The following is a 26,021-nucleotide window of genomic DNA, read 5'->3' on the forward strand; positions in this document are numbered from 1 at the left end:
GCGAGATCGCACCCTTTGCCCGGCATCACCGCCGCAGGTAGGCGTCCACGAGGGGTCCGATGACGGCCAGTGCCTCGGCGGTGATCATCTCGTTGTGGCGGTACGGGAGCGGCCGATCCTCGATGCTGCCGCCCATATACGGCCGCCAGGTGGTGACGTTCGGGATGGGGTCCGGGTTGTGGGCGGCGGCGAAGAAGAGCAGGTCGCCGTCGAAGACCTCGTGCTCGTGGGCGGCGATCTGGCGCAGCAGGTATTGCAGATCGCTGTAGAAGTTCTCCAGATCGGTTGCGGTGAAGGTGATTCCGGACGCGGCCAGCAGATCGGCCGCCTGGGCGGGCGTGAGGTGCTCGAGCTCCGGCGGGATGTCGATGCCACCGAATTCGGCCAGCAGCATCGACAGGGGCGGGAGGGCGCTGTCGTCGCGCACCGCGACGTCGGCGCGCGCGTCGATCATGACCAGGGACGGCACCTCCGCACCGCGCCGGCGCAGTTCGACGGCCATGGCGTGCGCCAGCGGCCCGCCCGCCGAGTACCCGAGCAGGTGGTACGGGCCCTCGGGCTGGACGTGGAGGATCTCCTCGACGTACCGGACGGCCAGTTCGCGCACGGTGCGGTCGGCGGTGCCGCCGTCGGTGACGCCGGGCGACTGGATGCCGTAGATCGGGCGGTCACCGTCGATGTACTGCACCAGTCCGCCATAGCACCAGGCCAGTCCGATGGCCGGGTGCACGCAGAACAGGGCCGGCGCGTCGCCCTGCGGGCGCATCGGCAGCAGCACCCGCATGGACGCGTCCACCCCCGGCTGGTCGGCGGCCTCGACCAGGCGCTCCGCCAGCGCGGCGGGCGTCGGGTCGAGGAACATCCACTGCAGGGGCATGGGGATGCCGGTGTGTTCGCGCACCAGGGTGACCAGGCGCACCGCGCCCATGGAGTTGCCGCCGATATCGAAGAAGTTGTCGTCCACGCCGATTCGCGGGGATTCCAGCACGGTTTCGAAGGCGTCGACCAGGATGCGTTCGGCGTCGGTCCGCGGGGCGCGGTAGGCCCGGTGGGCCGGAGCGGGCTGCGGATTCACCACGGCGGTGGCTTCGTCCTGGGGATGCACGGCGAGCGCGGGCAGCGGGGTTCCGTCGGCCGACGTCACAGCGAGTGTGCCGATCGCCCCCATCGGGGCGGCGGTCGCCGCGTCCAGCAGTGCGAGGAAGCCGTCGACCATGGTGGCGGCGGTACCGCGGTCGAACAGGTCGGTGGTGAAGGTGAGGGAGGCGGTGATGCCCGCCGGTTCCCCCGCCGCCCCGAACTGCTCGGCGAGCATCCATTCCAGATCGAACTTGGATCCGGGTGCGGGCACATCCAGGGGTCGAATCTCCAAGCCGGGCAGCGTGGTTGCCTCGGTCTGCAGGTTCTGGAAGGCGAGCAGCACCTGGAACAGCGGGTGGTGCGCGGTGGAGCGGGCCGGGGCCAGCGCCTCCACCAGCCGCTCGAACGGCAGGTCCATATTGCCGTAGACGGCGAGGTCGGCCTGCCGCACGGCGTCGAGGGTGTCGGCGAAGCCGGCGGCGGGATCGAGCTGCGAGCGCAGCACCACGGTATTGACGAACATGCCGACCAGGTCGTCGAATTCGCCGTCACCGCGGCCCGCGACCACCGAGCCGATCGCGATGTCGGTGCGGCCGGACAGCCGCGCCAGCAGGACGGCCAGCGCGGTGTGCACCACCATGAACGGGCTGGCGCCGTGGTTGCGGGCGAGTACCTGGATGCGGTCGTGAACCGTTGCGGGAATGGTGAATTCGATGCGGTCACCGGCCCCGGAGGGAGCCTCCGGGCGCGGGCGGTCGGAGGGCAGCGCATGGACCTCGGGCACACCGGCCAGGGTGGTACGCCAGAACTCCAGCTGACGGCTGGCCAGGCTGTCGGGATCGCGGTCGGAGCCGAGCAGCTCGTGCTGCCACAGCGCGTAGTCGGCGTATTGCAGCGGGAGCGGAATCCACTCGAGCGCCACCCCGGCCGAGCGAGCGACGAAGGCGTACATGACATCCCGGGCCAGCGGGGCCATGGACCAGCCGTCCGCCGCGATGTGGTGCACGGCCATGGCCAGCACCGTGCGGTCCGGCGCGACGCGGAGCACGCAGACCCGCAGCGGCGTCTCGCGGGTGATGTCGAAGCCGCGGGACAGCTGGGTGATCAGGGCCGCCGCGATGTCCGCCTCCGTCACCTCGAGTTCGGTGATCGGCAGCGAACCCGCTGTCGCGGGCAGGATCTGCTGGTACGGACGCCCGTCCGGCCCGACCGGGTAGATGGTGCGCAGTGTCTCGTGCCGGGCGATGACATCGTCGAGCGCCTCACGCAGCGCCGAAATATCCAGTGCGCCGGTGATTTCGAACGCTCCCGGGATGTTGTAGAGCGGCGAGGCCGGGTCGTAGCGGTTGAGGAACCACATGCGCTGCTGTGCCGCCGACAACGGGATGCGCTCCGGGCGTGGGCGCGGTCCCGGGCGCGGACGATCCGACGCGCCACCGGAGGCGACCAGCGCCGCCAGCTCGCCCACCGTCGGGGCGTCGAACAGGGCGCGCACCGGGACGGCCGTGTCGAGCGCCGCGCCGAGCCGCGCCACCACCCGGGTGGCGATGAGCGAATTGCCGCCGAGGGCGAAGAAATCGTCGTCACGCCAGACCTGTTCGACGCCGAGGACCTCGGCGAAGGCCGCGGCCACCGCCGTCTCGACGGGCCCCTCGGGCGGTCGCTGCTCCCCGGCCACCAGCCGCGGTGCGGGCAGGGCATCGAGGTCCAGTTTGCCGTTGGCGGTGCGCGGCAGGTCGGGCAGCACCGTGATGGCGGCCGGCACCATGTAGGACGGGAGTCGTTGCGCGGCCGCCTTCTTCAGAGCCAGCGGATCGGGTCCGGTGCCGTCCGCGGCGACCACGTAGGCGGCGAGCATGCCGCCGCGCCCGTCGTCGCGGACCACCGCGACCGCGCGCGTGACCGTGGGCTCGGCGGTCAGCGCCGCCTCGACATCGCCCAGCTCGATGCGCAGCCCGCGCAGTTTGACCTGGGTGTCGGTGCGGCCCAGGTACTCCAGGTTCCCGTCGCGACGCCGCACCAGGTCGCCGGTGCGGTACATGCGCCGACCGGCCGGGCCGTGCGGGTCGGCCACGAACCGGGCGGCGGTCAGGTCGTAGCGGTCGAAATAGCCACGCGCCAAGCCGATTCCCGCGAGGTACAGTTCGCCGACCACGCCGTCCGGGACCGGGCGCAGCCGGTCGTCGAGGACGAGGGCCCGCATACCGGGTGCGGCCCGGCCGATGGTGATCGGCGCACCGGGATGCACGGGCGCGCCGGCGGCCGTCACCGTGGCCTCGGTCGGCCCGTAGTCGTTGAAGTGGTTGCGGCCCTCGGCCGCCCACGCGGCCACCAGTTCCGGCGGGCAGGGTTCGCCGCCGGTGACGATCAGGCGCAGATCCTCCAGGCCGGACGGATCCACGGTCGACAGCGCCGAGGGCGTGAGCGCGATGTGCGAAACCCGTTCGCGTGACAGCAGTTCGCCGAGCTCGGGTCCGGCGAAGACGGTGGGGGGCGCGATCACCAGGGTGGCGGCCGCGCCCACCGCCATCAGCAGTTCCACGACGGAGGCGTCGAAACTCGGCGACGCCACGTGCAGAACCCGGGATTCCGAGGTGAGTGCGTCCCGGTCCCGCTGCGCGGCAGCGAGATTCGCCAGACCCGCGTGGGAGACCACAACCCCCTTCGGTGCGCCCGTCGATCCCGAGGTGAAGATGACGTACGCCGGATGGGCTGTGTTCCTGCTGATTTCACGAACCGCGACCGGATACTCCTCCGCGTCACGGTCGTCCAGGCACCACCATTCCACCGTGCCCGGAAGTCGGTCCCACTGCGCGCGCACGGTGAGACCGAGCCATACCCCCGAAACGTCGATGATCCGGGCGATCCGATCCGGCGGATAGGCCGGATCCACCGGGACGAAGGCCGCCCCGGCCCGCGCGACGGCCCAGACCGCCAGCACCGATTCGATGGACCGCGGAATGCCTACGGCCACCAGTGTTTCCGGTCCGGCGCCGGCCGCGGTCAGCCGCCGCGCCAGCTGCTCGGCCCGGGCGTCGAGCTCACGGTAGGTGAGCCGGCGGTCCCCGCAGATGACGGCGAGGCCGTCCGGGTTGGCCGCGACCGCGTCGGCCATGAGGTCGGCCAGCGCACGCGGGGACGCGACGGGTTCGGCGGCCGCGTACAGTCGCTCGTGCTCCGCGGCGGTGAGCAGGTCGAGGTCCCCGATCGGGCGGGCGGGTTCGGCCGTGATCTCGGCCAGTAGGCGCACCAGCCGGCCGGTGAAGTCCGCCATGGTCGACGCATCGAAGAGGTCGGTGGCGTAGCAGCACCGCAGTTCCATGCCGTCGGCGTCGCCGATGACCGTGAGACTCAGGTCGAAACGGCTGTTGGTCTGCGGCAATTCGAGCGGGGACACGGTCAGCCCGGGCAGCTGGAGCTCCGGCATGGCCAGGTTCTGGAACACCAGCATGACCTGGACGAGCGGGTGCCGCGACTCCGACCGGGCCGGGGCCAGCACCTCCACGAGCCGCTCGAACGGCACGTCCGCGTGTTCGAAGGCGGCGAGATCGGTATCCCGCACCCGATCGAGCAGCGCGGCGAAACCCTCCTCCGGGCGGACACCGGTGCGCAATACCAGGGTGTTCACGAACATGCCGACCAGGTCGTCGAGTTCGCGCACGCCGCGCCCCGCGACCGGGGTGCCGACCACCACGTCCGTGGTGCCGCCGAGGCGGGACAGCAGCACGGCCAGTGCGGCGTGCACCACCATGAACGGGGTCGCCCGATGCGCGCGGGCGCAGCGGTCGATCGCGGCGGTCAGATCCTGGTCCACGCGGGCCGTGCATTCGGCCGCCCGATGCGAGGCGCGGGCCGGACGCGGCCGATCCGTCGGCAGCCCCAGGTGATCCGGCACCCCGGCGAGGGCGTCCGACCAGTATTCGAGCTGCCGGGCCGCCAGCGAGTCCGGGTCCGCCTCGGAGCCGAGCCGATCCCGCTGCCACAGCGTGTAATCCGCGTACTGGACCGGCAGCGGCTCCCACGCCGGCGCCTGCCCGGCGGCCCGCACCGCATAGGCGGCGGCCACATCGCGGGTCAGCGGGGCCATCGAGAAACCGTCCGTCGCGATGTGATGCGCGACCAGCACGACCACATGCTCTTCGAACTGGCCGTCCGTAGTGGCTCGCGGGCCGTAACTGGCTGCGGCCGAGCTGATTTCGCGGTCGTCGACGACGAACACCCGGACCCGGAGCGGAACCGCCGAGGTGACGTCGAACCCCAGGCCGATGGTGTCCGCGACGACCTCGGGTAGCCGGTCGAGGGGCACCGGCACCGGGTCGAGGTCGAGCGGGACGTCCTCGGCGGGGAGCACCCGCTGCATGCCGACACCGTCGATATCGGGGTAGACCGTGCGCAGCGTCTCGTGGCGGGTCAGCACATCCCGCAGCGCGGCGCGCAGGGCGTCCTGGTCGAGATGGCCCGAAAGACGCAGCGCCACCGGCACGTTGTAGGCCGGGGAGGCCGGGTCGTAGCGGTTGACGAACCACATGCGCTGCTGGGCCGGGGAGAGCGGGACCAGGTCGGGGCGCTCGGTCCGGGTGAGAGCGGGTGTGGCGGTGTCGATCTCGGCGGCCGACAGCCGCACGGCCAGGTCGGCGACCACCGGGGCCTCGAAGAGCAGGCGGACCGGGACGGTGCGGCCCAGATGCGCGGTGAGACGGGCGGCGACGCGGGTCGCGATGAGCGAATCGCCGCCGAGCGCGAAGAAGTCGTCGCGGGCACCGACGCGATCCAGTCCCAGTACCTCGGCGTAGGTCTCGGCGATGGCCACCTCGGCGCCGGCCGGGACGATGTATTCGGCCTGTACCAGTTGGGGTTCGGGCAGGGCGCGCAGGTCCACCTTGCCGCTCGCCGTCAGCGGCAGCTCCGGCAGCACCTGCAGGGTGGCGGGCATCAGGTAGCGCGGCAGCCGGCCGGAAGCCCAGGCCAGCAGCTCCGGCACCGAGGCCGGATCCGACAGCGCGACATACGAGCACAGCGTCATCGCCCCGGCGGGATTGCGCCGGGCGACGGTCACCGCGGCCTCGATGCCCGGATGCGTCAGCAGGACGGCGTCGACCTCACCCGGCTCCACCCGGATGCCGCGGATCTTCACCTGGAAGTCGCTGCGACCGGCGTACTCGAAACCGTCCGCGGTGCAGCGCATCAGGTCGCCGGTGCGGTACATGCGCTGCCCGGCGGTGAACGGGTCGGCGACGAACCGGCTCGCGGAAAGCGCTGCGCGACCGGCATAGCCACGCGCCAGCCCCGCACCGCGCACATACAGTTCGCCGACCGCGCCCAGCGGTACCGGGCGCAGCCAGGCGTCCAGCACGAGCAGGGTCGTCCCCGGCACCGGGTCGCCCAGCAGGGTCGAGGTGCCGGCCGTCATCGGGTCGCCGAAGCTCGCGGCGATCGTGGTCTCGGCCGGGCCATAGGAATTCACGAACGCGCGACCCTGGCCCAGGCGTGTCACCAGCGCGGGCGGGCAGGGTTCGCCACCCATGACGACCGTCCGCACGCCGTGCAGGTCCGCGGCATCGAGGGTCGCGAGCACGCTCGGCGTACACGTCAGGTGGGTGGCAGCGCCCGCGCGGATGACGGCCGCCAGCTCCGCACCCGCACTCGCCTCCGGCGGTGCGATGACCAGCGTCGCTCCGGCGGCGAACGCGGACATCCACACCAGCATGGCCGCGTCGAAAGCCGGGTTGAGGCAGTGCATCACGCGCGAATCGCGATCGATGCCACCGCGTTCCGCCATGGCCGCCGCCATATTGGCCAGCCCGGTGTGCGAGACCACGACACCCTTCGGCGTGCCCGTGGACCCGGAGGTGAACACCACGTAGGCCGCATGCTCCGGGCGCAGGGGCGCGAGCCGGTCGGCATCGGTGACCGGCTCGGCGGACCGCGCCGCGCATTCAGCGACCAACTCGTCGCTGCCCAGCCGCAGCCATGCCACGTCGCCGGGCAGATCCGTCACCTGATCCGAGGTGATCCCCAGCACCGCACCGCATTCCGAGGCGATGGCGCTCGTCCGCGCCGCCGGCTGCGTGACATCCACCGGCACGAACGCCGCCCCGGTCTTCGCCACGGCCCACACCGCGACCATCGACATCACCGACCGCGGCAGAGCCACCAGCACCGCACGCTCGGGCCCGGCACCGGATTCGATCAGCCTACGAGCCAGCCGATTCGACGCGGCCGCCAGCTCAGCGTAGGTCAGCTCGGCGGCGCTGCCGGCCGGTGAGGCTGCGCTGACGATCGCCGGTGTATCCGGATATCCGGTGGCGGACAGGAGATCCGGGAGCAGCTGCGCCTCGCGGGACTCGGCTCCGGGTCGGATCGAGACCGGCGCGCCGGGGTCCGTGCCCCGCAGCCCGGCGACGCGGCGGCGCGAGTCGCCGGTCAGGTCGGTCAGCAAGCGGGACAGCGCCGCCGCCAGCGCATCGGCCTGGGAGGCGTCGAAATAGCGTGGGGAGCGGGTCAGTTCGAGGCGGAGGCCGTTGTTGGCGTAGGCGGCCAGCGAGAGGGGGTAGTGGGTGCCGTCCTGGGCGCGCAGGGACGTGACGGTGAGGTCGGCCTGGCGGGTGGCGGCGGTGAGGGTCGCGGCGTCCACCGGGTAGGACTCGAAGACGGTGGCGGTATCGAAGAGCGGGCCCAGGCCGGTGGCGGCCTGGATCTCGTCGAGGCCCAGGTGCTGGTGGTCGGCCAGGGCGGCCTGCTCGCGCTGCACGCGGCTGAGCAGATCGGCGATCGATTCGGCCGGGTCCAGGGCGATACGGACCGGGACGGTGTTGACCAGCATGCCGACCATGCGCTCGGCGCCGGCCAGTTCCGGCGGGCGGCCGGACACCGTGGCGCCGAAGACGATGTCGGAGCCGCCGGTCTGCTCGGCCAGCAGCAGCGCCCAGGCCACCTGCACCAGGGTGTTGACGGTGACCTGGCAGGCCGCGGCCGTGCGGCGCAGGGCGTCCGGGAGGCCGTCGGGCAGGGGCACCTCGTGGGCGACCGGGGCGGTCGCGGCGTCGGCGCGCGGCGCGGTCGGGGTGATCAGGGTCGGGCCGTCGAGGCCGGACAGGGACTGCGCCCAGGCTTCCCGGGCCAGGTTGCCGTCGCGGGTGGCCAGCCACTCCAGGTGCGTACGGAAGGGGGCCGGGGTCGCGAATCCGGTGTCGTCGCCGGAGGTTTCGTAAAGGGCGATGAGCTCCGCGAACAGCATCGGCATGGACCAGCCGTCGAGGATCAGGTGGTGGTTGGTGATGACCAGCCGGTAGCGCCGCTCCCCCGCCTCGATGCACAGGAACCGGATCAGGGGCGGGTGATCGACCGAGAACGGCTCGCGCAGTTCGGCCGTCGCGATCTCGTCGAGCTCCTCCGGCGTGGCGCCGATCGCCTCGCGATAGGCGCACGGCACGGCGACCTCGGCCGGAATCACCTGCACCGCACCGGTGTCCGAGGCCAGGAACCCGGCACGCAGCACATCGTGGCGGCGGACCAGCGCCCCGGCGGCGGCCGTCAGCCGGTCGCGATCGAGGTCGGCCTCGACATCGATGATCGCCTGCACCGAGTAGCCGTCCGGGCCGCCCGCGGCCAGTTGTGCCTGGAACAGCAGGCCACGCTGCAGCGGCGTCAGCGGCCAGGCATCGGCCAGGCGGCCGAAAGCCCGCTCCCACGACTCGATCTCCGGCTGCGCGACGGTCAGCAGCGGCAGATCGGCGGGGGTGAGGCCACCGGCGTCGGGTCGCCGCACCAGCTCGGCGATCTCACCGACGGCCGAAAGCCATTCCCGCGCCAGCGCTTCCACGTCACCGGCCGCGACCGCGTGGCCGGCGAACTGCCACACCGCCCGCATCCGCGGCCCGCTCTCCGACTCCAGCGTGACCGCATCCACCGAGATGACCGCCGCCAGCGGCATATCCGGATCCGCGTGCCCGCCCAGCCGGTCCCCCATCGCGACCGGCAGCCAATCGCCTGCAGTGAGCTCCGGAATCTGCCCGAGGTAGTTGAATCCGATCTGCGGATCCGGCAGTGCCGCGAGCTCCGGGGCCGTCCGTGTGTTCAGGTAGCGCAGCAGCCCGTAGCCGAAGCCGCCGCGCGGCACGGCCCGCAGCTGTTCCTTGACCGTCTTCAACGCGCTGTCCACGTCGGCCGCGCCCGAATCTCCGTCCACGGCAACGGGTCCCAGCCGCACCGGCACCTGCGTGGTGAACCAGCCGACCGTCCGCGACAGGTCCGCCCCCGGCACCGCGGCCTCGTCGCGGCCGTGCCGCTCGACCGTGACCACGGTGCCTGCGGCGGCCGCATCCTGCCCGTCCCGCCGGCGCCCCAGCGCCAGCGCCAGGGCCGCCAGCAGCGCGTCCTCGACGCCGCAGCGGTAGGTGCCCGCGAGCCGGGCGATCAGCGCCGCCGACACCTCGGCCGGCACCTCGATATCGATCCGCCGGGCGGTCCGATGGGTGTCCACCGCCACGTCCAACCGGCGCCGCCCGATCAGGGCATCCGGGGCCAGTACGTCACGCCAGTACCCGAGTTCGCTGACCGGCCAGGGCGATTCGACAGCGGCCGGGCCATCGGCCGGCGCGCTCGGGATGTCCGGTGACGCCAGCGTCTCCAGCGCATACGCCCAGGTGCGCAGCGAGGTACCGGTCTCCCGCAGCTCGGGCTTCGTCCCCGCCGCGGCCTGCGTCCAGGCGGACATCAAGTCGGGCAGCAGGATTCGCCACGAGACCGCGTCACAGGCCAGGTGGTGCACCGCGATCGCCAACCGGCCCGGCCGCGCCGGACCGGCGTCCAGCCAGTTCAGTGCGATCATCACACCCGCACGCGGATCCAACCGACCGGCGGCATCGGTCAGCGCTCGGTCGACCGCCGCCCCGGATACGTCGGCCGCCGTCCACTCGAAGTGTGTCAGCAGCGTCGCCGCCTCGATGTCATCGGCCGGCGGAACGTCCAAGCGGAGCCCGTCGTCGGTGTCGACCAGGCGGGCGCGCAGCACATCGTGGCGGTCGAGCAGCGCCTGGACGGCGCGCAGCAGCACCGGGAGTTCGATCCCGGGCGGCACCTGGACCACCATCGACTGGGCGAAATGCCGCCAGCCGGGACGGCCGAGCAGCCAGGCCGCGATCGGCGTCAGCGGCAGGCGGCCGACACCACCGCCCGCCAGTTCGGGCAGCCGCTGCGGACGGTCCTCCAGCCGGGTGACCACGGCCGCCAGGGCAGCCGGGGTGCGGTGCTCGAAAACCTCACGGGCGGAGAAGACCAGGCCCGCGGCGCGAGCGCGCGACACCAGCGTGATCGCCATGATGGAATCGCCGCCCAGGGCGAAGAACGAGGTGTCCGGACCGGTCTCGGTCCCGAGAACCTCCGCGAACAGGCCGCAGAGCAGGCGTTCGGTGGCGGTGGCGGGCGCGCGAGCGGACATCGATTGCGCCACGGCAGGTTCCGGCAGCGCCCGGCGATCCACCTTGCCATTGGCGGTGAGCGGCAACGCGCCCAGCACCGTGACGGTCGCGGGTACCATGTACGGCGGCAGGCGGTGGGTGGCGTGGTCGAGCAGCTCGGGCTCGGTGATCACCTGACCGGCGTGCGGTACGACATACGCCGCCAGCACGGTGCCGCCGCCGGGACCGGGCCGCGCCACCGTGACCGCGATCTCCACCGACGAGTGCGCGTTGAGCACGGCGTCGATCTCGCCCAGCTCGATCCGCATACCGCGCAGCTTCACCTGGAAGTCGCTGCGACCCACGTACTCGAGTACGCCGCTCTCGGTCCAGCGCACCAGATCTCCGGTGCGGTACATGCGGGCCCCGGCCGGACCCGAGGGGGCGGGCACGAAACTCTCGGCGGTCAACCCGGGACGGCCGACGTACCCGCGCGCCACCCCCGGCCCGGTCACGTACAGCTCCCCGGCCACCCCGATCGGCACCGGCCGCAGCCAGCGATCCAGCACCAGCATCCCGGCGCCCGGAATGGGGTCGCCGAGCCCGGCATTCACGCCCGGCACCAGCCCCCGGGTGTAGGTGACGGCCACCGTGGTCTCGCTGGGACCGTACGAATTCAGCAGCTCCCGCCCGATCCCGAAGCGCGCCACGATATCCGGCGGCGTCGGCTCCCCGCCCGACGACACCGCCCGCACCCCGTCGAGCGCGTCCGGCTCCAGCGTGGACAGCACCGCGGGTGTCGAACACACCTGGGTGATGCCGAAATCCCGGACCAGCCCGGCCAATTCGGCGCCCACCACCGGATCCGATTCGGCCACCACCAGGGTCGTGCCCGATGCGAACGCCATCAGCCATTCCAGCACCGACGCATCGAAACTCGGGTTCAGGCACTGTAGGACCCGCGCACCGGGCGCGACCCGGTACGCCGCCACGATCGCCGCGGCCAGCCCGGCCAATCCGGCATGGGTTACCGCCACACCCTTGGGCACCCCGGTCGATCCGGAGGTGAACACCACGTACGCCGGATTGCCGGCCCGCGGCCGCCCCCGCACCTCCTCGGCGGTGAGCGGCGGATCGGCCGGCGCCACGTCCTCGTCGAGCAGGTCGTCGAGGGTGATCCAGTGGACCGAATCCGGGAGCGCGGCAGTCGTTTCCGCGAGGGTCAGGCCGATCGTCGCGCCCGCGTCGGCGGCAATGCGCGCCATGCGGTCGGCGGGCAGCGCGGTACCCAGCGGCACGAACGCCGCGCCGGTCTTGGCCACCGCCCACAGCGCGATCATCGCCTCGATCGAACGGGGAAGCGCCAGCAGCACGGTCGATTCCGGTCCGACGGCCGCGGCGTCCGGTATCCCGGAACCGGAGTCGGCAGCGCCGGCCCGCATCGCGCCCGCCCGTATGATCCGGCGCGCCAGCCGATTCGACAGCGCGTCCAGCTCGCCGTAGGTCAGCCGCCGGTCGCGGCCCATGACGGCGACCGTCTCGGGTCCGGCGCGGCGCAGGCCGTCCGCCAGGATCTCCGGCAGTAGCCGCGGCTGCGGCGCCGCCGGCCCGTGCGCGCCCGCCAGCACCGGCTGCTCGTCCGCCACCGTGTAATCCAGTGCGGCGACCGGTGTTCCGGCCTCCGCCTCCAGCAGCGAATCGAGCACGGCGAGGAATCGCCGGTGATGCCGGTTCAGCGAATCCTCATCGTACAGGCGCGGATTCGCGGCGAAGTCGACATGGATCGGCGCGTCCGCACCGTGCTGGTAGAAGTTGACGAACAGGTCCTCGATCGGGCCCGAGGTGACCACGTGCAGGCTCGACTCCACGCCCTCGAAGTCGATCCCGGCCGGGAACATCATGATGTTGATGACCGGCCCGGTCATGCCGCGCCCGAACTCGTCCCGGTCGCCCTCGTCCCGCATGTCCTCGTGGCGGAAGCGCTGATGCCGCAAGGCCCCCGACGCCGCCACCCGCACGGCATCCAGGACATCCCCTACCCGTCCCGCGCGCGGCACCGGAACCCGCAGCGGCACCACATTGGCGATCATGCCGCCGGAACGCCGCAGCACCGCGGTGGTGCGGCCGGATACGGGCAGGCTCAGGACGACGTCCTCGGTGGCCGTGAGCCGGGCGTAGTACAGCGCGACCGCGGCCATCACCACGCCCGCCGCACTGGTGTCGAAACGGCGGGCCGCGCTCGCCAGCCGCTCGGCCGTCCGCTCCCCCAGCTGGGCGCGCGCCTCGCGGGCCAGCGCGCTCGCGGGCGCGGTGGCCCCGACCAGGCTGCACCGGTCGGGCATGCCCGCGGTGACCTCGCGCCAGTAGCGCTCGTCGGTGGCGTACCGGCTCGATTCCCGGTACGCCATCTCCGACTCGTGCACATCCAGCAGCGAGGCCGCGGTGCCGGGAGGCGCCGTTTGCCCGCGCACCGCGGCGTTGTACAGCTCGGCGACCCGATACAGCGTGGTCATCGAGCCGAATCCATCGATGAGGAGGTGGTGTGATCTGGTGTACCACAGGTGATGTGCCTCGCCGACCCGGATCACGGTGGATATCCCAGCCTGTGCACCGAACAGCTCGATCGGCGCCGCCACATCCGCGCGCATCCACTCCAACGCGTCCGCAACCGGGTCCGGCCGGTCCTGGAAGTCCAGGAAGCCGACCGTCGCGTCCAGTTCGGTATCGACCACCTGATACGGCCGATCCTCGATCTCGACGAATCGCAGGACACCGGAACCGAATTCCCGCGCTGCCTGCGCGCCCACGAGCCGCAGCACCGCCATATCCAGCGGTCCGTGCATCTCGATGTACTGGGCCTCCGACAGCGGTACCGCCGGATCCAGTTGCTGCGCATAGAACATCCCCAGCTGAGCCGGGGAGAGCGGGAAGACGGTGGCGGTCCGATCCGCCGCGATCTCACGCGTCATAAACCACTACCTAACTGCTGGCCGAGAAGGATGCGTCGTCGACGGCGCCCACCTCGTAGGCGGGCACGAAGGCCGGATGAGATGTCAAGCGCTCCACCATGACCGAGCGCACGTGCGCGGGCAGCCCCGGCGCGAACTTGCGCACGAAGGCGTCGGCCCACTCCGGTCTGTCGAGCAGGAACGGAAAATCGGTCGTCATCATGCTGCGCACCACCAACATCGGTATCGGTGCGTCCAGCGGCCGAAAATCCTTGTTCCACAGGCCCGCCTGGTCACAGCCCGGATAGAACTGACCGAGCATGATTCCGCGTTCGACGAATTTGCTCTTGAATTCATCGTGGATCTCATCGATCAGCGAACAATCCGTCAAATTCGGGAATACGGTGATCAATGCGCGCAGCACGGAGGTGGAACTGCCGTTCCCCGTGGGCAGTCCGGAATAGGCCTCCAGCGCGTCACGAATGATCGCGCGCACCCACGTCGGGCGCGGCTCCGCCGCTCGAACCTGCGCCAGCCACATCAGATCTCGCCGCATGGCCGGTCGTACATACGGGCAGACCGGTCCGTCGCGGCCCAGTTCGTCACTGGGTTGGGTCAGATAGGAGTCGGCCCATGATCGAAATGCCGCCACCGTGGATCGGGCGGCAGGGCACGATGATCCGGTGTCCCCCAATGAGACCCATTGCAGCCCCGAGCGGGGGCCGATAACACGCTCGCTCATGACTCACCTCGGATGATCGAGCTACGGCAGAGGTGCGCCGTTGCCCACATCCTTAAATAGTGCTCCGGTCATGGGCCGTTAACGTGAGTAGTCGGTTACCCAATTTCGTGACACCGCCCCGAATTTCGGGGGCAATGAATAAAGAAAAGACCGGTCAGGCATTGACCGGTCTTTCCTGTGAACCTGAGGTCAGGCGCCGATGAGGCGCGCCGCCAGGTAGCCCTCCACCTGGTCGAGAGCGATGCGCTGCTGAGCCATCGAGTCCCGCTCACGCACGGTGACGGCCTGGTCCTCCAGCGTGTCGAAGTCGACCGTGATGCAGAACGGGGTGCCGATCTCGTCCTGACGGCGGTAGCGGCGGCCGATCGCCCCGGCGTCGTCGAAGTCCACGTTCCAGTTCCGGCGCAGCTGCGCGGCCAGGTCCTTGGCCTTCGGCGACAGGTCCGCATTTCGCGACAACGGCAGGACAGCGGCCTTGACGGGCGCCAGGCGCGGGTCCAGGCGCAGGGTGGTGCGAGTCTCCATGGTGCCCTTGGCCGTCGGCACCTGCTCCTCGTGGTACGCGTCGACCAGGAAGGCCATCAGCGAGCGGGTCAGACCGGCCGCCGGCTCGATCACGAACGGGATGAAGCGCTCGTTGGTGTTCTGATCGAAGAAGCTCAGATCCGTGCCGGAATGCTCGGAATGGGTCTTCAGGTCGAAGTCGGTACGGTTGGCGACGCCCTCGAGCTCACCCCACTCGGAGCCCTGGAAGCGGAAGCGGTACTCGATGTCCACCGTGCGGGTGGAGTAGTGCGAGAGCTTGTCCTTCGGGTGCTCGAACAGCCGCAGGTTCTCCGGGTCGATGCCCAGGTCGGTGTACCAGGCCAGGCGGGTGTCGATCCAGTACTGGTGCCACTGCTCGTCCTCGCCCGGCTTGACGAAGAACTCCATCTCCATCTGCTCGAACTCGCGGGTACGGAAGATGAAGTTGCCCGGGGTGATCTCGTTGCGGAACGACTTACCGATCTGCGCGATGCCGAACGGCGGCTTCTTGCGCGCGGTGGTCTCGACGTTCTTGTAGTTCACGAAGATGCCCTGCGCGGTCTCCGGGCGCAGGTAGTGCATGCCTTCTTCGGATTCGACCGGGCCCAGGTAGGTCTTCAGCATCATGTTGAAGTCCTTGGGCTCGGTCCACTTGCCCACGGTGCCGCAGTCGGGGCACACGACGAGCTCCATGGACACCGAGTCCGGGTTGTCGATCTTGTTCTTCTCGGCGTACGCCTCCTGCAGGTGGTCCTGCCGGTGCCGCTTGTGGCAGTTGAGGCATTCCACCAGCGGGTCGTTGAACACCGCGACGTGGCCCGAGGCCACCCACACCGGACGCGGCAGGATGATCGACGAGTCCAGGCCGACCACGTCGTCACGGCTGGTCACCATGGACCGCCACCACTGCCGCTTGATGTTCTCCTTGAGCTCGACGCCCAGCGGACCGTAGTCCCAGGCCGACCTCGTTCCGCCGTAAATCTCACCGCTCGGGTACACGAGACCCCGACGCTTGGCGAGATTGGCGACGGTGTCCACCTTCGACTTGGGTGCCACTGAACAGTTCTCCATCCGTGTCCGGAAGATTGCAAGGGATTCGGTCCAGACTATCTGCCGCGCGCTACGGGTTTGACACCGTGTCGCGTTTGACATGCGTACACGTGCATATAAGAATGGCATCGGTTTCCAATAAGGAGTTGGTTCGATGACCACGGACAGCGGCGCGCCCCTGCGGCGCTCGCACGTCGCGACGGAGACCCCGGCCGCGATCCCCCACGACCCGTACCCCTACCGGTCCCCCCAGCCACCGGCCGTGCCGTCGCGCACCATTCTGGACTCCGCCGGAGAACTATTGCGCGCACTGGCGGCGCCCGTCCGCATTGCCATCGTGCTCCAGCTCCGCGAGTCACCGCGCTGCGTGCACGAACTGGTCGATACCCTCGGAGTGACCCAGCCGCTGATCAGCCAGCACCTGCGCATCCTCAAGTCCGCCGGGGTGGTGCGCGGTGAACGCACCGGCCGCGAGGTCATCTACGAACTGGTCGACGAACATCTCGCGCACATAGTCATCGACGCGGTCGCACACGCCGAGGAAGGGTGATCCGTGGGAACAAGCGAGAAGACCGTGGGGGTCCGCAGCACCCGTCAGCGCAGTGCCATCGCCGCCCTGCTCGCGGACATCGACGAATTCCGCTCCGCACAGGAGCTGCACGACGAACTTCGCAAGCGCGGTGAGGGCATCGGGCTGACCACGGTGTACCGGACCCTGCAGTCGCTGGCCGACGCCGGGATGGTCGACGTGCTGCGCACCGACACCGGCGAATCGGTGTACCGGCAGTGCTCCACCGGGCACCACCATCACCTGGTCTGCCGCCAGTGCGGCCGGACCGTCGAGGTGGAGGGGCCGACCGTGGAGGCCTGGGCGGACTCGATCGCCACCGAGCACGGGTTCACCGATATCAGCCACACCATGGAGATCTTCGGCACCTGCCAGAACTGCTGCCACAAGAGCTGACAGCGAGAAGCCGCGCGCCCCTTGCCCATCGGGCGGGAGGCGCGCGGCTTCTGCTGTCCGGATACCGAGTTCAGGCCGCCGGCACCAGGTCCGGGGCGAGGGCCGGGACGGTCCGCCGAGTGCGGGCGATCCCCACACCGAGGAGAGCGAGACCGGCTGCGGCCCAGCACAGCAGGACCGTCAGCGGGCCCGCGATGGCGGCGTCACCGAAGAAGGCAGTCGACCGGAGCAGCGTGGCGGCGGCACCGGGCGGCAGCAGCTGGCCGATCTCGCCCCACGGCTTGGGCAGCAGCTCGGGCGCGGAGGTGGCTCCAGAGAAGGGGTTTCCGACCAGCAGCATGGTGAGCGCGCCCAGGCCGATGCCCGCCGGACCGAGCACGGCGGCCAGACCGACCACGGTGCCAGCGACGGCGAGGGAGACCAGGCCGCTGATCGAGGCCATGGCCAGGTACGCGCCGGGGAGCAGGTGCAGCCAGCCCTGGACGATCGACATGCTCAGCAGCCCACCGGCGATCGCGAAGACGGCCAGGCCGAGAGCACGGGCGCGCAGCGACGGCACCAGCAGGGTCAGCAGCACGCCACCGGCCAGGCCGGACATGACCAGCGGGAGAACCATTGCGCCGAAACCGCTTCCGCGCGGATCGTGGACGTCGGCGGCGACCACGTCTTGCACCGGTGCGGCCTGCGCGCCGTTCAGCTGTTGCGCGAAGGCCGAGAGCTGCTGGGCCACAATCGGACTCGCGGCCGAGGCGATCAGCACCCGGGGCTGTCCGCCGGTCAGGATGGCCCCGTACACATCTCGATGTTCGATCGCGTCGCGAGCGGTGGATTCGTCCGCGACGGTGCGGATGTCGAAGCCGCCGGGCTCACGATCGGTCAGCTGCTGCGCGACCGCGGCGGCCTGCGGGCCGGTGATGGCGATGGGCAGATCCCGGGGCGCGACGCGGGCGGCGGGCCAGGCGAAGGCGATGAGCATCAGAGCCTGAATGGCGGCCGCGGCGAGACCGAGGGCGAGGGAACGCTGCACTGTGTTCATGACACGTCCAAAGAAAGCGAAGGTTCGTTCTTTTATTGAGGACAAGGCTGACACCCCAATGTCACCTTGTCAAGAACGGATATTCGTTTTACTTTGGGCCCATGCCCAGAGTCAGCGAGGAACACCTGGAACGCCGTCGGCAGCAGATTCTCGACGCCGCACAGTCCTGCTTCGCCCGTAAGGGCCTGCACGCCACCACCATGCAGGACGTCTTCGCCGAATCCGGCCTCTCGGCCGGGGCGGTCTACCGGTACTTCAAGTCCAAAGACGACATCATCGCAGCGCTCACCTCCGAAGCGAGCACCGAACTACACGCGGCCCTGTACGAGGCGGTGCACAGCGACCCGCTACCCAGCCCCGCCGAGCTGATCAGCACGGTCGCGGACGCCATCGTCCGGCTCAGCGCCCCTGGCGGCCCGGTTCGTCTCATTCCCCAGGCCTGGTCGCTGGCCCTGACCGACCCCAATATCGCCGACTACGTCCGCACCACCCTCGGCGGCATCCGCCGCCTCTGGCACGAATACGCGCTGCGCATGCGCGAAATCGGCTGGCTACCACCTGATTCCGACACCGACGCGGTCGCCAAGACCATGCTGGGCATCTTGCCCGGCTTCATCCTGCAGCACCTGATCATGGGCGACGTCGATCCCGATACCCTGTACCGCGGCGTGGAACTCCTCGTCCCCGACTACCGGCGCAGCGCCGCGGTCGGCATCCCTGAAATCGCACCCACCTGACGAGGGCTGCTCAGCGCAGGCCGAAACCCACAGCGCCTGCGCAGCCCTCGACGGATCGAGAAGCCCGCGGGTCCGGTCCAGCGTCAGGGCAGCAGGCCCTGGCGGGCACGGCCCGCGCCGGAGAGGGTCAGCAGCAGGATGGTCGCCAGGGGCTCGTCCTCGAGCCCCGCGGCCGGGAAGGTGTAGCGCAGGATGACGTCCGCGAGCTTCTCGCGGGACACGACGGTGAGCGTGCCGAACTGGAGCGCGGCATTGCGTTCGGCGACCCGCTTGTGCAGCTGCGGTTTCACCGGACGGTCCCAGGCCAGGATGCACATGAGGGCCAGGACGTCCAGGCCGGGCGACAAATTGACACCGCGCAGCGAGCAGAGCGCGCCCTCGTACTCGAAGCCGAGACCGCCCTCCTCCTCGCGGACGTCGACGCCGTAGCGCATGAGCAGGGCCTTGGCGCGTAGCTGGAGTTCGTCGGCCGGAGTGAGCTGGTCGGTCATTTCACGCCTCCGAAGCGACGGTCACGCTTGGCGTACTCCAGGCAGGCGTCCCAGAGGTTGCGGCGGTCGAAATCGGGGAAAAGCGTTTCCTGGAACACGAATTCGGCGTACGCGGCCTGCCAGATCAGGAAGTTGGAGGTGCGCAGTTCACCCGAGGGACGCAGGAACAGGTCCACGTCCGGCATATCGGGTTCGTCGAGGTAGCGGGCCACGGTGGCCTCGGTGATCTTCTCCGGGTCGAGTTCGCCGGCGGCCACCCGGCGCGCGATTTCCCGTGCGGCGTCGGCGATCTCGGCACGGCCGCCGTAGTTGACGCACATGGTGAGGGTCATCACCGTATTGTCCCGGGTGAGCTCCTCCGCGATCTCCAATTCCTTGATCACGCTGCGCCACAGGCGCGGTCGGCGGCCGGCCCAGCGCACCCGCACACCCATCTCGTGCATCTCGTCACGGCGGCGGCGGATCACATCGCGATTGAAGCCCATCAGGAAGCGCACCTCGTCGGGGCTGCGCCGCCAGTTCTCGGTGGAGAAGGCGTAGGCCGACAGCCACTTCACGCCCATCTCGATACAGCCCTCGACGGTGTCCATGAGCACCGCCTCGCCGCGCTCGTGGCCCGCGGTGCGGGGCAGCCCGCGCTCCTGGGCCCAGCGGCCGTTGCCGTCCATCACCAGCGCCACATGCCTGGGCACGAATTCCGCCGGAATCGCCGGCGGCTTCGCCCCCGACGGATGCGGCGACGGCGGCCGCACAACACGCTGCTCAGTCGATGACTTCCGGTTCCCGATCACGCCCACCATCCTGCCCGACGCTCCGCGAGGCCGGACGGCGCCCACACCATTGCCACCGGACCTCCACATTTCCTCCACCGGACGACGTACGGCGGCGGGGAAACCGGCATTTCCCCGCCGCCGAGTGCCCGGCCGGTCGGCTGGGCGCTGAGGAGAACCCGACACGCCGTGAACTTCAGGCTCCCTGACGTTCAATGGCGCTGCATCGAATCTCACTGATCCGGACCCGCTTTCCCGCGCCGCTCACCGGGACTCCCGGGGTGATTCGCCCCAGGATCAGCCGATGGCGGCGCGGGGACGCGCGGCCACCGCGTCGCGCTCGACGGCCTCGTGCGGGCGGGTGCGCTCGATGAGCGGCAGCGTGCGCAGCTGCCGCTCCAGGTGCCACTGCAGATGCGCGGCGATGAGACCGCTGGCCTGGCGGCGCATGGCGTCGGGGACGGCGTCGACACCGGACCAGTCGCCCCGATTGAGAGCGCTCATGTGGTCGAGAACGCCGACCATGGGCGTAGCCGCGCCGGGCGGACGGCAGTGCACGCACACCGCTCCGCCCGCGGCCACATGGAAGGCGCGGTGCGGGCCGGGGGTGGCGCACCGGGCGCAGTCGTCGAGGGCGGGCGCCCAACCGGCGAAAGCCATGGCGCGCAACAGGTATGCGTCCAGGATCAGTTCGTGGGGGCGGCGGCCCAGCGCGATGGCGCGCAGCGCGCCGGCGGTGAGGGTGTGCAGGCGGGTGGCGGGTGCACCCTCCTCGCCGGCCAGGCGCTCGGCGGTCTCGAGCACGGCGCAGGCGGTGGTGTAGCGGCCGTAGTCGGCGACGATGTCGGCGGCGAAGGTCTCGATCGTGTGCACCTGGGTGACGGTGTCGAGATTGCGGCCCGGATGCAGCTGCACATCCACATAGGCGAACGGTTCCAGCCGGGCCCCGAACTTGGAGCGGGTGCGCCGCACACCCTTGGCGACCGCGCGCACCAGGCCGTGCTGGCGGGTCAGCAGCGTGACGATGCGGTCCGCCTCGCCCAGCTTGTGCTGGCGCAGCACCACCGCCTGATCCCGATACAACCGCACCGCAACAGTCTCGCACGCGCGACCGACCGGACCACGACGAGTTACCGGGTGTGTGCCGATTAGAACTTCGTTGGCCCGCGATTGGCCGCGCGACGCACGCTGAGCGCGACCCTCGGACCGAGGAGTCGGATGCGCTACACCGGCACGCCGCTGGTGTGGATCGCCGTGGGACACATCGGCCGCGCCCTCGCCGCCGATGAGGCGTGATCGACCACTGCCCGGTCGATCACGCCGCCACACGTTGGACGTGTGACCAGAATCGCGCTAGGTTACTCCCGAGTACGGGAGAGACGGGATTCACATGACAATGGCGTCGGTTGGCGAGCTCGGGCTGGCGGAACTCGCGGCGGCACTGGCGGCAGGCACACTCACCTCGGTCGAGGCGACCAGCGCGGCGCTCGACCGGATCGAGGCCAGCCAGGGAGCGCTCAATGCCTTCCGGATCGTGCGACGGGCCGAAGCGCTCGCCGAGGCCGCCGACGCCGACCGCAAACTCGCCGCCGGACACCGCGAGCCCCTGCTCGGGGTGCCGCTGGCCATCAAGGACGACACCGACTTGACCGGCACCCCAACGGCTTTCGGCTGCGGCGGCGAATTCCCCGCCAAGACCGAGGACGCGGAGTCGGTGCGGCGGCTGCGCGCGGCCGGGGCGATCATCGTCGGCAAGACCAATACCTGCGAGCTCGGGCAGCTGCCGTTCACCAGCGGAGACGCCTTCGGGCACACCACGAATCCCTGGAGCGCCGGCCACACGCCGGGCGGGTCGTCCGGCGGATCCGGCGCGGCGGTGGCGGCCGGATTGGTACCCGCCGCACTGGGATCCGACGGCGCGGGCTCGGTGCGCATCCCGGCGGCCTGGAACAACCTGGTCGGCATCAAGCCACAGCGGGGCCGCATCTCCACCTGGCCGCTGCCGGAAGCCTTCTACGGGCTCACCGTGAACGGCCCCTTGGCCCGCACCGTCGCCGATGCGGCGCTCCTGCTGGACGCCGCCGCCGGACCTCATCCGGGCGACCTGCACACCCCGCCCGCACTGCGTGTCTCCGACGCCGTCGGCCGCGATCCCGGCCGCCTGCGCATCGCGCTCTCCCTGCGAATCCCGTTCACCGCCACCAGGACCACGCTCGACCGCGAGGTGGAGGCCCGGGTGCACGCCACCGCCGCCACGCTGCGCCGCCTCGGTCACGAGGTCACCGTCGCCGACGTCCACTACGGCGTGCTGATGGGTGCGACCTTCCTCCCGCGCTCCATGGTCGGCATTCGCGAGGCGCTGGACCGCCTCCCCGGCGCGCAGGTGGATCCGCGCACCATCCACAATGCCGCCGTGGGCCGCATCCTCTCGCCGCTGCTGTTCGCCGCCCGCCGCGCAGAACCCCTGCTGCGCATGCGAACCGGCCGCATCTTCGACGACTTCGACCTGGTGCTGGCCCCCACCACGGCCACCCCGCCCCCGGGCGTCCACGAGATCGACGACATCGGCAGCTGGGCCACCGACGAACTCATCACCGCGGCCTGCCCCTACACCTGGCCCTGGAATGTCCTCGGCTGGCCCGCCGTCAACATCCCCTCCGGCTTCACCGCCACCGGTCTCCCCGTCGGCTCCCAGCTCATGGGCCCCGCCAACTCCGAACCGCTCCTGGTTTCGGTTGCGGCCCAATTGGAATCGGAGCTGGAATGGCACAAGAACCGCCCGACACCCTGGTGGCCCCAGCCCTGACCCGTGGCCAGGGGGCGACCCGTCCGATGCACCTGATGGCCTGGACTACGCGCCGACGCGTCCGCCCCACAGGGAGTTACGCCCAGCCGGCACCTGGTCCCGCGCCGCGGCGACCCCGAAATCACCGACAGCACAGGGTGATCCGCTGAATCTGCCCGCGGCCGCTCAGGTGGCCGCGGGCAGGCAGCGGGTCAGAAGCCGAGCTTGCCGAGCTGCTTCGGGTCGCGCTGCCAGTCCTTGGCGACCTTCACGTGCAGGTGGAGGTAGATGCGGGTGCCGAGGATGTGCTCGATCTGCTTGCGGGCGTTGGTGCCGACCTCCTTCAGGCGGGCGCCGCCCTTGCCGATGATGATGGCCTTCTGGCTGGGGCGTTCGACGTAGAGGAGGGCGTGGACGTCGAGCATGCCCTCGGCGGAGCGGCGGCCGTCGGTCTCCTGGTCCTCGTTCTCCTCGCGTTCGAGGACCTCCTCGATCACCACCGCCAGCGAGTGCGGGAGCTCGTCGCGGACGCCCTCGAGGGCCGCCTCGCGAATGAGCTCGGCCATCAGGACTTCCTCGGGCTCATCGGTGAGTTCGCCGTCGGGGTAGAAGGCCGGTCCCTCGGGCATCTGGGAGGCGATGACGTCGACGAGCACCTCGACCTGCTCGCCCTTGACCGCGGAGACCGGGACCACCTCGGCCTCGGGGCCGAGCAGCTGGGACACCGCCATGAGCTGGTGGGCGACCTGGTCGCGACTCACCTTGTCGATCTTGGTGACCACACCGAGCAGGGTCGTCTTGGGCGCCATGGTCTTGATCTGATCGACGATCCAGCGGTCACCCGGGCCGATCTTCTCGTCCGCCGGAATGCAGACGGCGATGACGTCGACTTCCGAATACGTATCGCGCACCAGGTCGTTGAGGCGCTGGCCGAGCAGCGTGCGCGGCCGGTGCAGACCGGGGGTGTCCACCAGGATCAGCTGCGCGTGATCGCGGTGCACGATGCCGCGAATGGTGTGCCGCGTGGTCTGCGGCCGCGAGGAGGTGATGGCGATCTTCTGCCCCACCATGGCATTGGTGAGCGTGGACTTGCCGGTGTTCGGCCGGCCCACGAAACACACGAAGCCGGACCGGAATTCACCGCTGTCCTGACCCTGGCCGCTCACTCGAAAACCTCCGATTCGGTCTCCACGTCGAAGCCCGCCGGGACCTCGCGCTCACCGGCCGCGTCACCCGCCATGGGCTGCTGTGCCGCAATGGGATTCTCGACGCCGTAGTCCGCGGGCGTACCGGCCTCCAGCACGTCGAACACCGCGCCCTTGGCATCGGTGAAAATGATGCGCGCCGACGGCGAAACCTCACGCACGGCCGACACCCCGGGATCCGACAGCTTGCCCGCGACCACCACGGCCGCCTCGAAACCGCCTGCGCCACTGGAGATCGCGGCCGCCACCGCCGACTGCAACGCGGTCAGCTTCAGCGCGGTCAGCGCCACGGTTCCGGCCGCGTAGGTGCGCCCGTCCGAATCACGCACGGCCGCACCGCCATTGCCGCCGGTGCGGCCCATGGCGCCACGGGCGAGGACCAACAGCTTGTTGTCCTCCGCATCCAACTCAATCATCGGCCTCTCCATCCTCGTGTGCGTCGTCGGCCGGTTCGTGTTCCGCCGGTTCGGTTCTCGTCTGCTCCGGGCTCTTGCGCACCACCACGGTGTGGATCCGCATGCGGCCGCGCGCGTCGGCCGCGCCCTCCCCCTTCAGTTGCAGGCCGTGGATGACGGCCTTGGAGCCGGGCAGCGGGACGCGGCCCAGGGCGTGGGCGAGCAGACCGCCGACGGTGTCGACGTCCTCGTCCTCGATCTCCATGTCGAACAGCTCGCCCAGGTCGTCCACCGGCAGTCGCGCCGAGACCCGGAACTTGCCCGGGCCGATCTTCTCGATCGGCGCGATCTCGTCCTTGTCGTACTCGTCGGCGATCTCGCCCACGATCTCCTCGAGGATGTCCTCGATGGTGACCAGCCCGGCGATGCCGCCGTACTCGTCCACCAGCACCGCCATATGGTTTCTGCGCCGCTGCATTTCGTCCAGCAGCGCATCCAGCGGCTTGGAGTCCGGCATGAACACGGCGGACCGCATGACCTGCCGCACCTTCACCTTCCGGCTCCGATCCGCGTACGGCACCAGGTCTTTCAGGTAGACGACACCCAGAATGTCGTCGACGTTCTCGCCCACCACCGGAATTCGCGAGTGCCCCGACCGCACCGCCAGCGACATGGCCTGCGCCGCAGTCTTCTCCGCCTCGATCCACACCATCTCGGTGCGCGGCACCATGACCTCGCGGGCCGGGGTGGTGTCGAGCTCGAAAACCGACTGGATCATGCGGCGCTCGTCGGCATCCACCACGCCGCGCTCCCCCGCCAGATCCACCACCTCGCGCAGCTCGATCTCGGAGGCGAAGGGGCCGTTGCGGAAACCCTTACCGGGGGTGATCGCATTACCGATCAGAATCAGCAGCCGGCTGACCGGGCCCAGCAGCGAGCCGATGGCCTGCAACGGCAGCGACGCGCCCAGCGCCAGCGAATACGCGTGCTGGCGGCCCAGCGTGCGCGGCCCGACACCGATCACCAGATAGTCGACCAGCACCATGACCGCCGCGGTGATCAGCAGCGCCGGGCCCTCGTCCAGCCAGTCCATGAGCACCGCCGCCAGCAGCACCGTCGCGGTGATCTCGCACGTGAGACGCAGCAGCACCATGAGATTCACATAGCGCGGCCGATCCGCGATGATGCGCGCCAGCCGCGCCGCGCCGGTCCGATCGGCACGCACCAGATCCTCCACGCGCGCAGGCGAAATCGTGTTCAGCGCCGAATCCAGCGCCGCGAACACGCCACCGGCGGGGACCAGGACGATCGCCAGCAGGAGCAGAACGAATGAATTCACGCCGGGCCCAGCGGATCACCGGTGGTATCGGTGAATCCGGTCTTGCCCAGCAGCCGCTGGTCGCGCTCGGCGAGCTCCGCGCGGCGCATTTCCTGGCGCACGTTCTCGTACCAGCCCTCCAGCAGGGAGGCCTGCAACGCGAACATCTCCTTCTCCTCCTCCGGCTCGGCATGGTCGTAGCCGAGGAGGTGCAGGACGCCGTGCACGGTCAGCAGCGCCAGCTCGTGATCCATGGAGTGCCCGGCCTTCTCGGCCTGCTGGGCCGCGAACTCGGGGCAGAGCACGATGTCGCCGAGCATGGAGGGGCCGGGCTCGGCGGCATCGGGCCGCCCGCCCGGCTCCAGCTCGTCCATGGGGAAGGACATGACATCGGTGGGACCCGGTAGGTCCATCCAGCGCATGTGCAGATCCGCCATGGTGTCGAGATCGACCAGCACCATCGACAGCTCGGCCGCCGGATGCACATCCATCTGAGCGATGACGAACCGCGCGACGCTGACCAGTTCTTCTTCGGATACCTCGATACCCGATTCGTTGGCGATCTCGATACTCACCC

At 70.3% G+C, this 26,021-nt stretch carries 14 protein-coding genes and 1 pseudogene; 4 read left to right on the forward strand and 11 right to left on the reverse strand.

The window, feature by feature from the left end:
* Positions 1-25: 25 nt before the first annotated feature.
* From ABZV44_RS13015 to ABZV44_RS13025, 3 genes are all read right to left on the reverse strand, one after another.
* Positions 26-13,447, reverse strand: a complete 13,422-nt coding sequence (locus ABZV44_RS13015; protein ID WP_354835441.1) for an amino acid adenylation domain-containing protein — start codon at positions 13,445-13,447, stop codon at positions 26-28.
* A 10-nt stretch (positions 13,448-13,457) separates the two neighbouring features.
* Entirely contained in the window at positions 13,458-14,168 is a 711-nt protein-coding gene (locus tag ABZV44_RS13020) for a DUF6875 domain-containing protein (protein ID WP_354835443.1), read from the reverse strand.
* Positions 14,169-14,357: 189 nt separating this feature from the next.
* Positions 14,358-15,749 carry a glycine--tRNA ligase gene (locus ABZV44_RS13025; RefSeq protein WP_354835445.1) on the reverse strand — a complete coding sequence of 464 codons (1,392 nt, stop codon included), beginning with the start codon at positions 15,747-15,749 and terminating at the stop codon, positions 14,358-14,360.
* A gap of 148 nt (positions 15,750-15,897) precedes the next feature.
* Between ABZV44_RS13025 and ABZV44_RS13030 the strand changes: the two genes are divergently transcribed.
* Positions 15,898-16,293, forward strand: a complete 396-nt coding sequence (locus ABZV44_RS13030) for a metalloregulator ArsR/SmtB family transcription factor (RefSeq protein ID WP_040861788.1) — start codon at positions 15,898-15,900, stop codon at positions 16,291-16,293.
* A 3-nt stretch (positions 16,294-16,296) separates the two neighbouring features.
* A complete protein-coding gene (locus ABZV44_RS13035) occupies positions 16,297-16,707 on the forward strand; it encodes a Fur family transcriptional regulator (protein ID WP_354835448.1) in 411 nt (136 codons plus the stop codon).
* A gap of 70 nt (positions 16,708-16,777) precedes the next feature.
* Here the strand turns inward: ABZV44_RS13035 and ABZV44_RS13040 are convergent, their stop codons facing one another.
* A complete protein-coding gene (locus ABZV44_RS13040; RefSeq protein WP_354835450.1) occupies positions 16,778-17,743 on the reverse strand; it encodes a hypothetical protein in 966 nt (321 codons plus the stop codon).
* A 101-nt stretch (positions 17,744-17,844) separates the two neighbouring features.
* On the opposite strand from ABZV44_RS13040, the gene ABZV44_RS13045 reads away from it, so the two are divergent.
* Complete coding sequence (locus ABZV44_RS13045; protein ID WP_354835452.1) at positions 17,845-18,480, forward strand: TetR/AcrR family transcriptional regulator; 636 nt, start codon at positions 17,845-17,847, stop codon at positions 18,478-18,480.
* A gap of 83 nt (positions 18,481-18,563) precedes the next feature.
* On the opposite strand, the gene ABZV44_RS13050 is transcribed toward ABZV44_RS13045, so the two are convergent.
* From ABZV44_RS13050 to recO, 3 genes are all read right to left on the reverse strand, one after another.
* Positions 18,564-18,914 (reverse strand): hypothetical protein, encoded by a 351-nt coding sequence (locus ABZV44_RS13050; RefSeq protein ID WP_354835994.1) that lies wholly within the window; start codon positions 18,912-18,914, stop codon positions 18,564-18,566.
* A 53-nt stretch (positions 18,915-18,967) separates the two neighbouring features.
* Positions 18,968-19,771, reverse strand: a complete 804-nt coding sequence (locus ABZV44_RS13055) for an isoprenyl transferase (RefSeq protein ID WP_354835454.1) — start codon at positions 19,769-19,771, stop codon at positions 18,968-18,970.
* A 267-nt stretch (positions 19,772-20,038) separates the two neighbouring features.
* On the reverse strand, positions 20,039-20,830 hold the full coding sequence (gene recO / locus ABZV44_RS13060; protein ID WP_354835456.1) for a DNA repair protein RecO: 792 nt from the start codon (positions 20,828-20,830) through the stop codon (positions 20,039-20,041).
* A 307-nt stretch (positions 20,831-21,137) separates the two neighbouring features.
* Here recO and ABZV44_RS13065 point away from each other — a divergent pair, with 307 nt between their 5' ends.
* The gene (locus ABZV44_RS13065) at positions 21,138-22,547 is read left to right on the forward strand and encodes an amidase (protein WP_354835458.1); all 1,410 of its coding nucleotides are present in this window, start codon (positions 21,138-21,140) and stop codon (positions 22,545-22,547) included.
* A gap of 191 nt (positions 22,548-22,738) precedes the next feature.
* Here ABZV44_RS13065 and era read toward each other — a convergent pair whose 3' ends face one another.
* The 4 genes and pseudogenes from era to ybeY form a co-directional block, all read right to left on the reverse strand.
* A complete protein-coding gene (era, locus tag ABZV44_RS13070; RefSeq protein ID WP_354835460.1) occupies positions 22,739-23,692 on the reverse strand; it encodes a GTPase Era in 954 nt (317 codons plus the stop codon).
* A 164-nt stretch (positions 23,693-23,856) separates the two neighbouring features.
* Positions 23,857-24,147, reverse strand: a pseudogene (locus ABZV44_RS13075) (cytidine deaminase); the annotation flags it as partial.
* The gene (locus tag ABZV44_RS13080; RefSeq protein ID WP_354835461.1) at positions 24,140-25,465 is read right to left on the reverse strand and encodes a hemolysin family protein; all 1,326 of its coding nucleotides are present in this window, start codon (positions 25,463-25,465) and stop codon (positions 24,140-24,142) included. The pseudogene ABZV44_RS13075 and the gene ABZV44_RS13080, both read right to left, overlap by 8 nt.
* Complete coding sequence (gene ybeY, locus ABZV44_RS13085) at positions 25,462-26,019, reverse strand: rRNA maturation RNase YbeY (RefSeq protein WP_354835462.1); 558 nt, start codon at positions 26,017-26,019, stop codon at positions 25,462-25,464. The genes ABZV44_RS13080 and ybeY overlap by 4 nt, the downstream gene beginning before the upstream one ends.
* Positions 26,020-26,021: the final 2 nt, after the last annotated feature.

The organism is Nocardia sp. NPDC004860 (genome assembly GCF_040609015.1).
In the GTDB taxonomy this organism is placed as follows: domain Bacteria; phylum Actinomycetota; class Actinomycetes; order Mycobacteriales; family Mycobacteriaceae; genus Nocardia.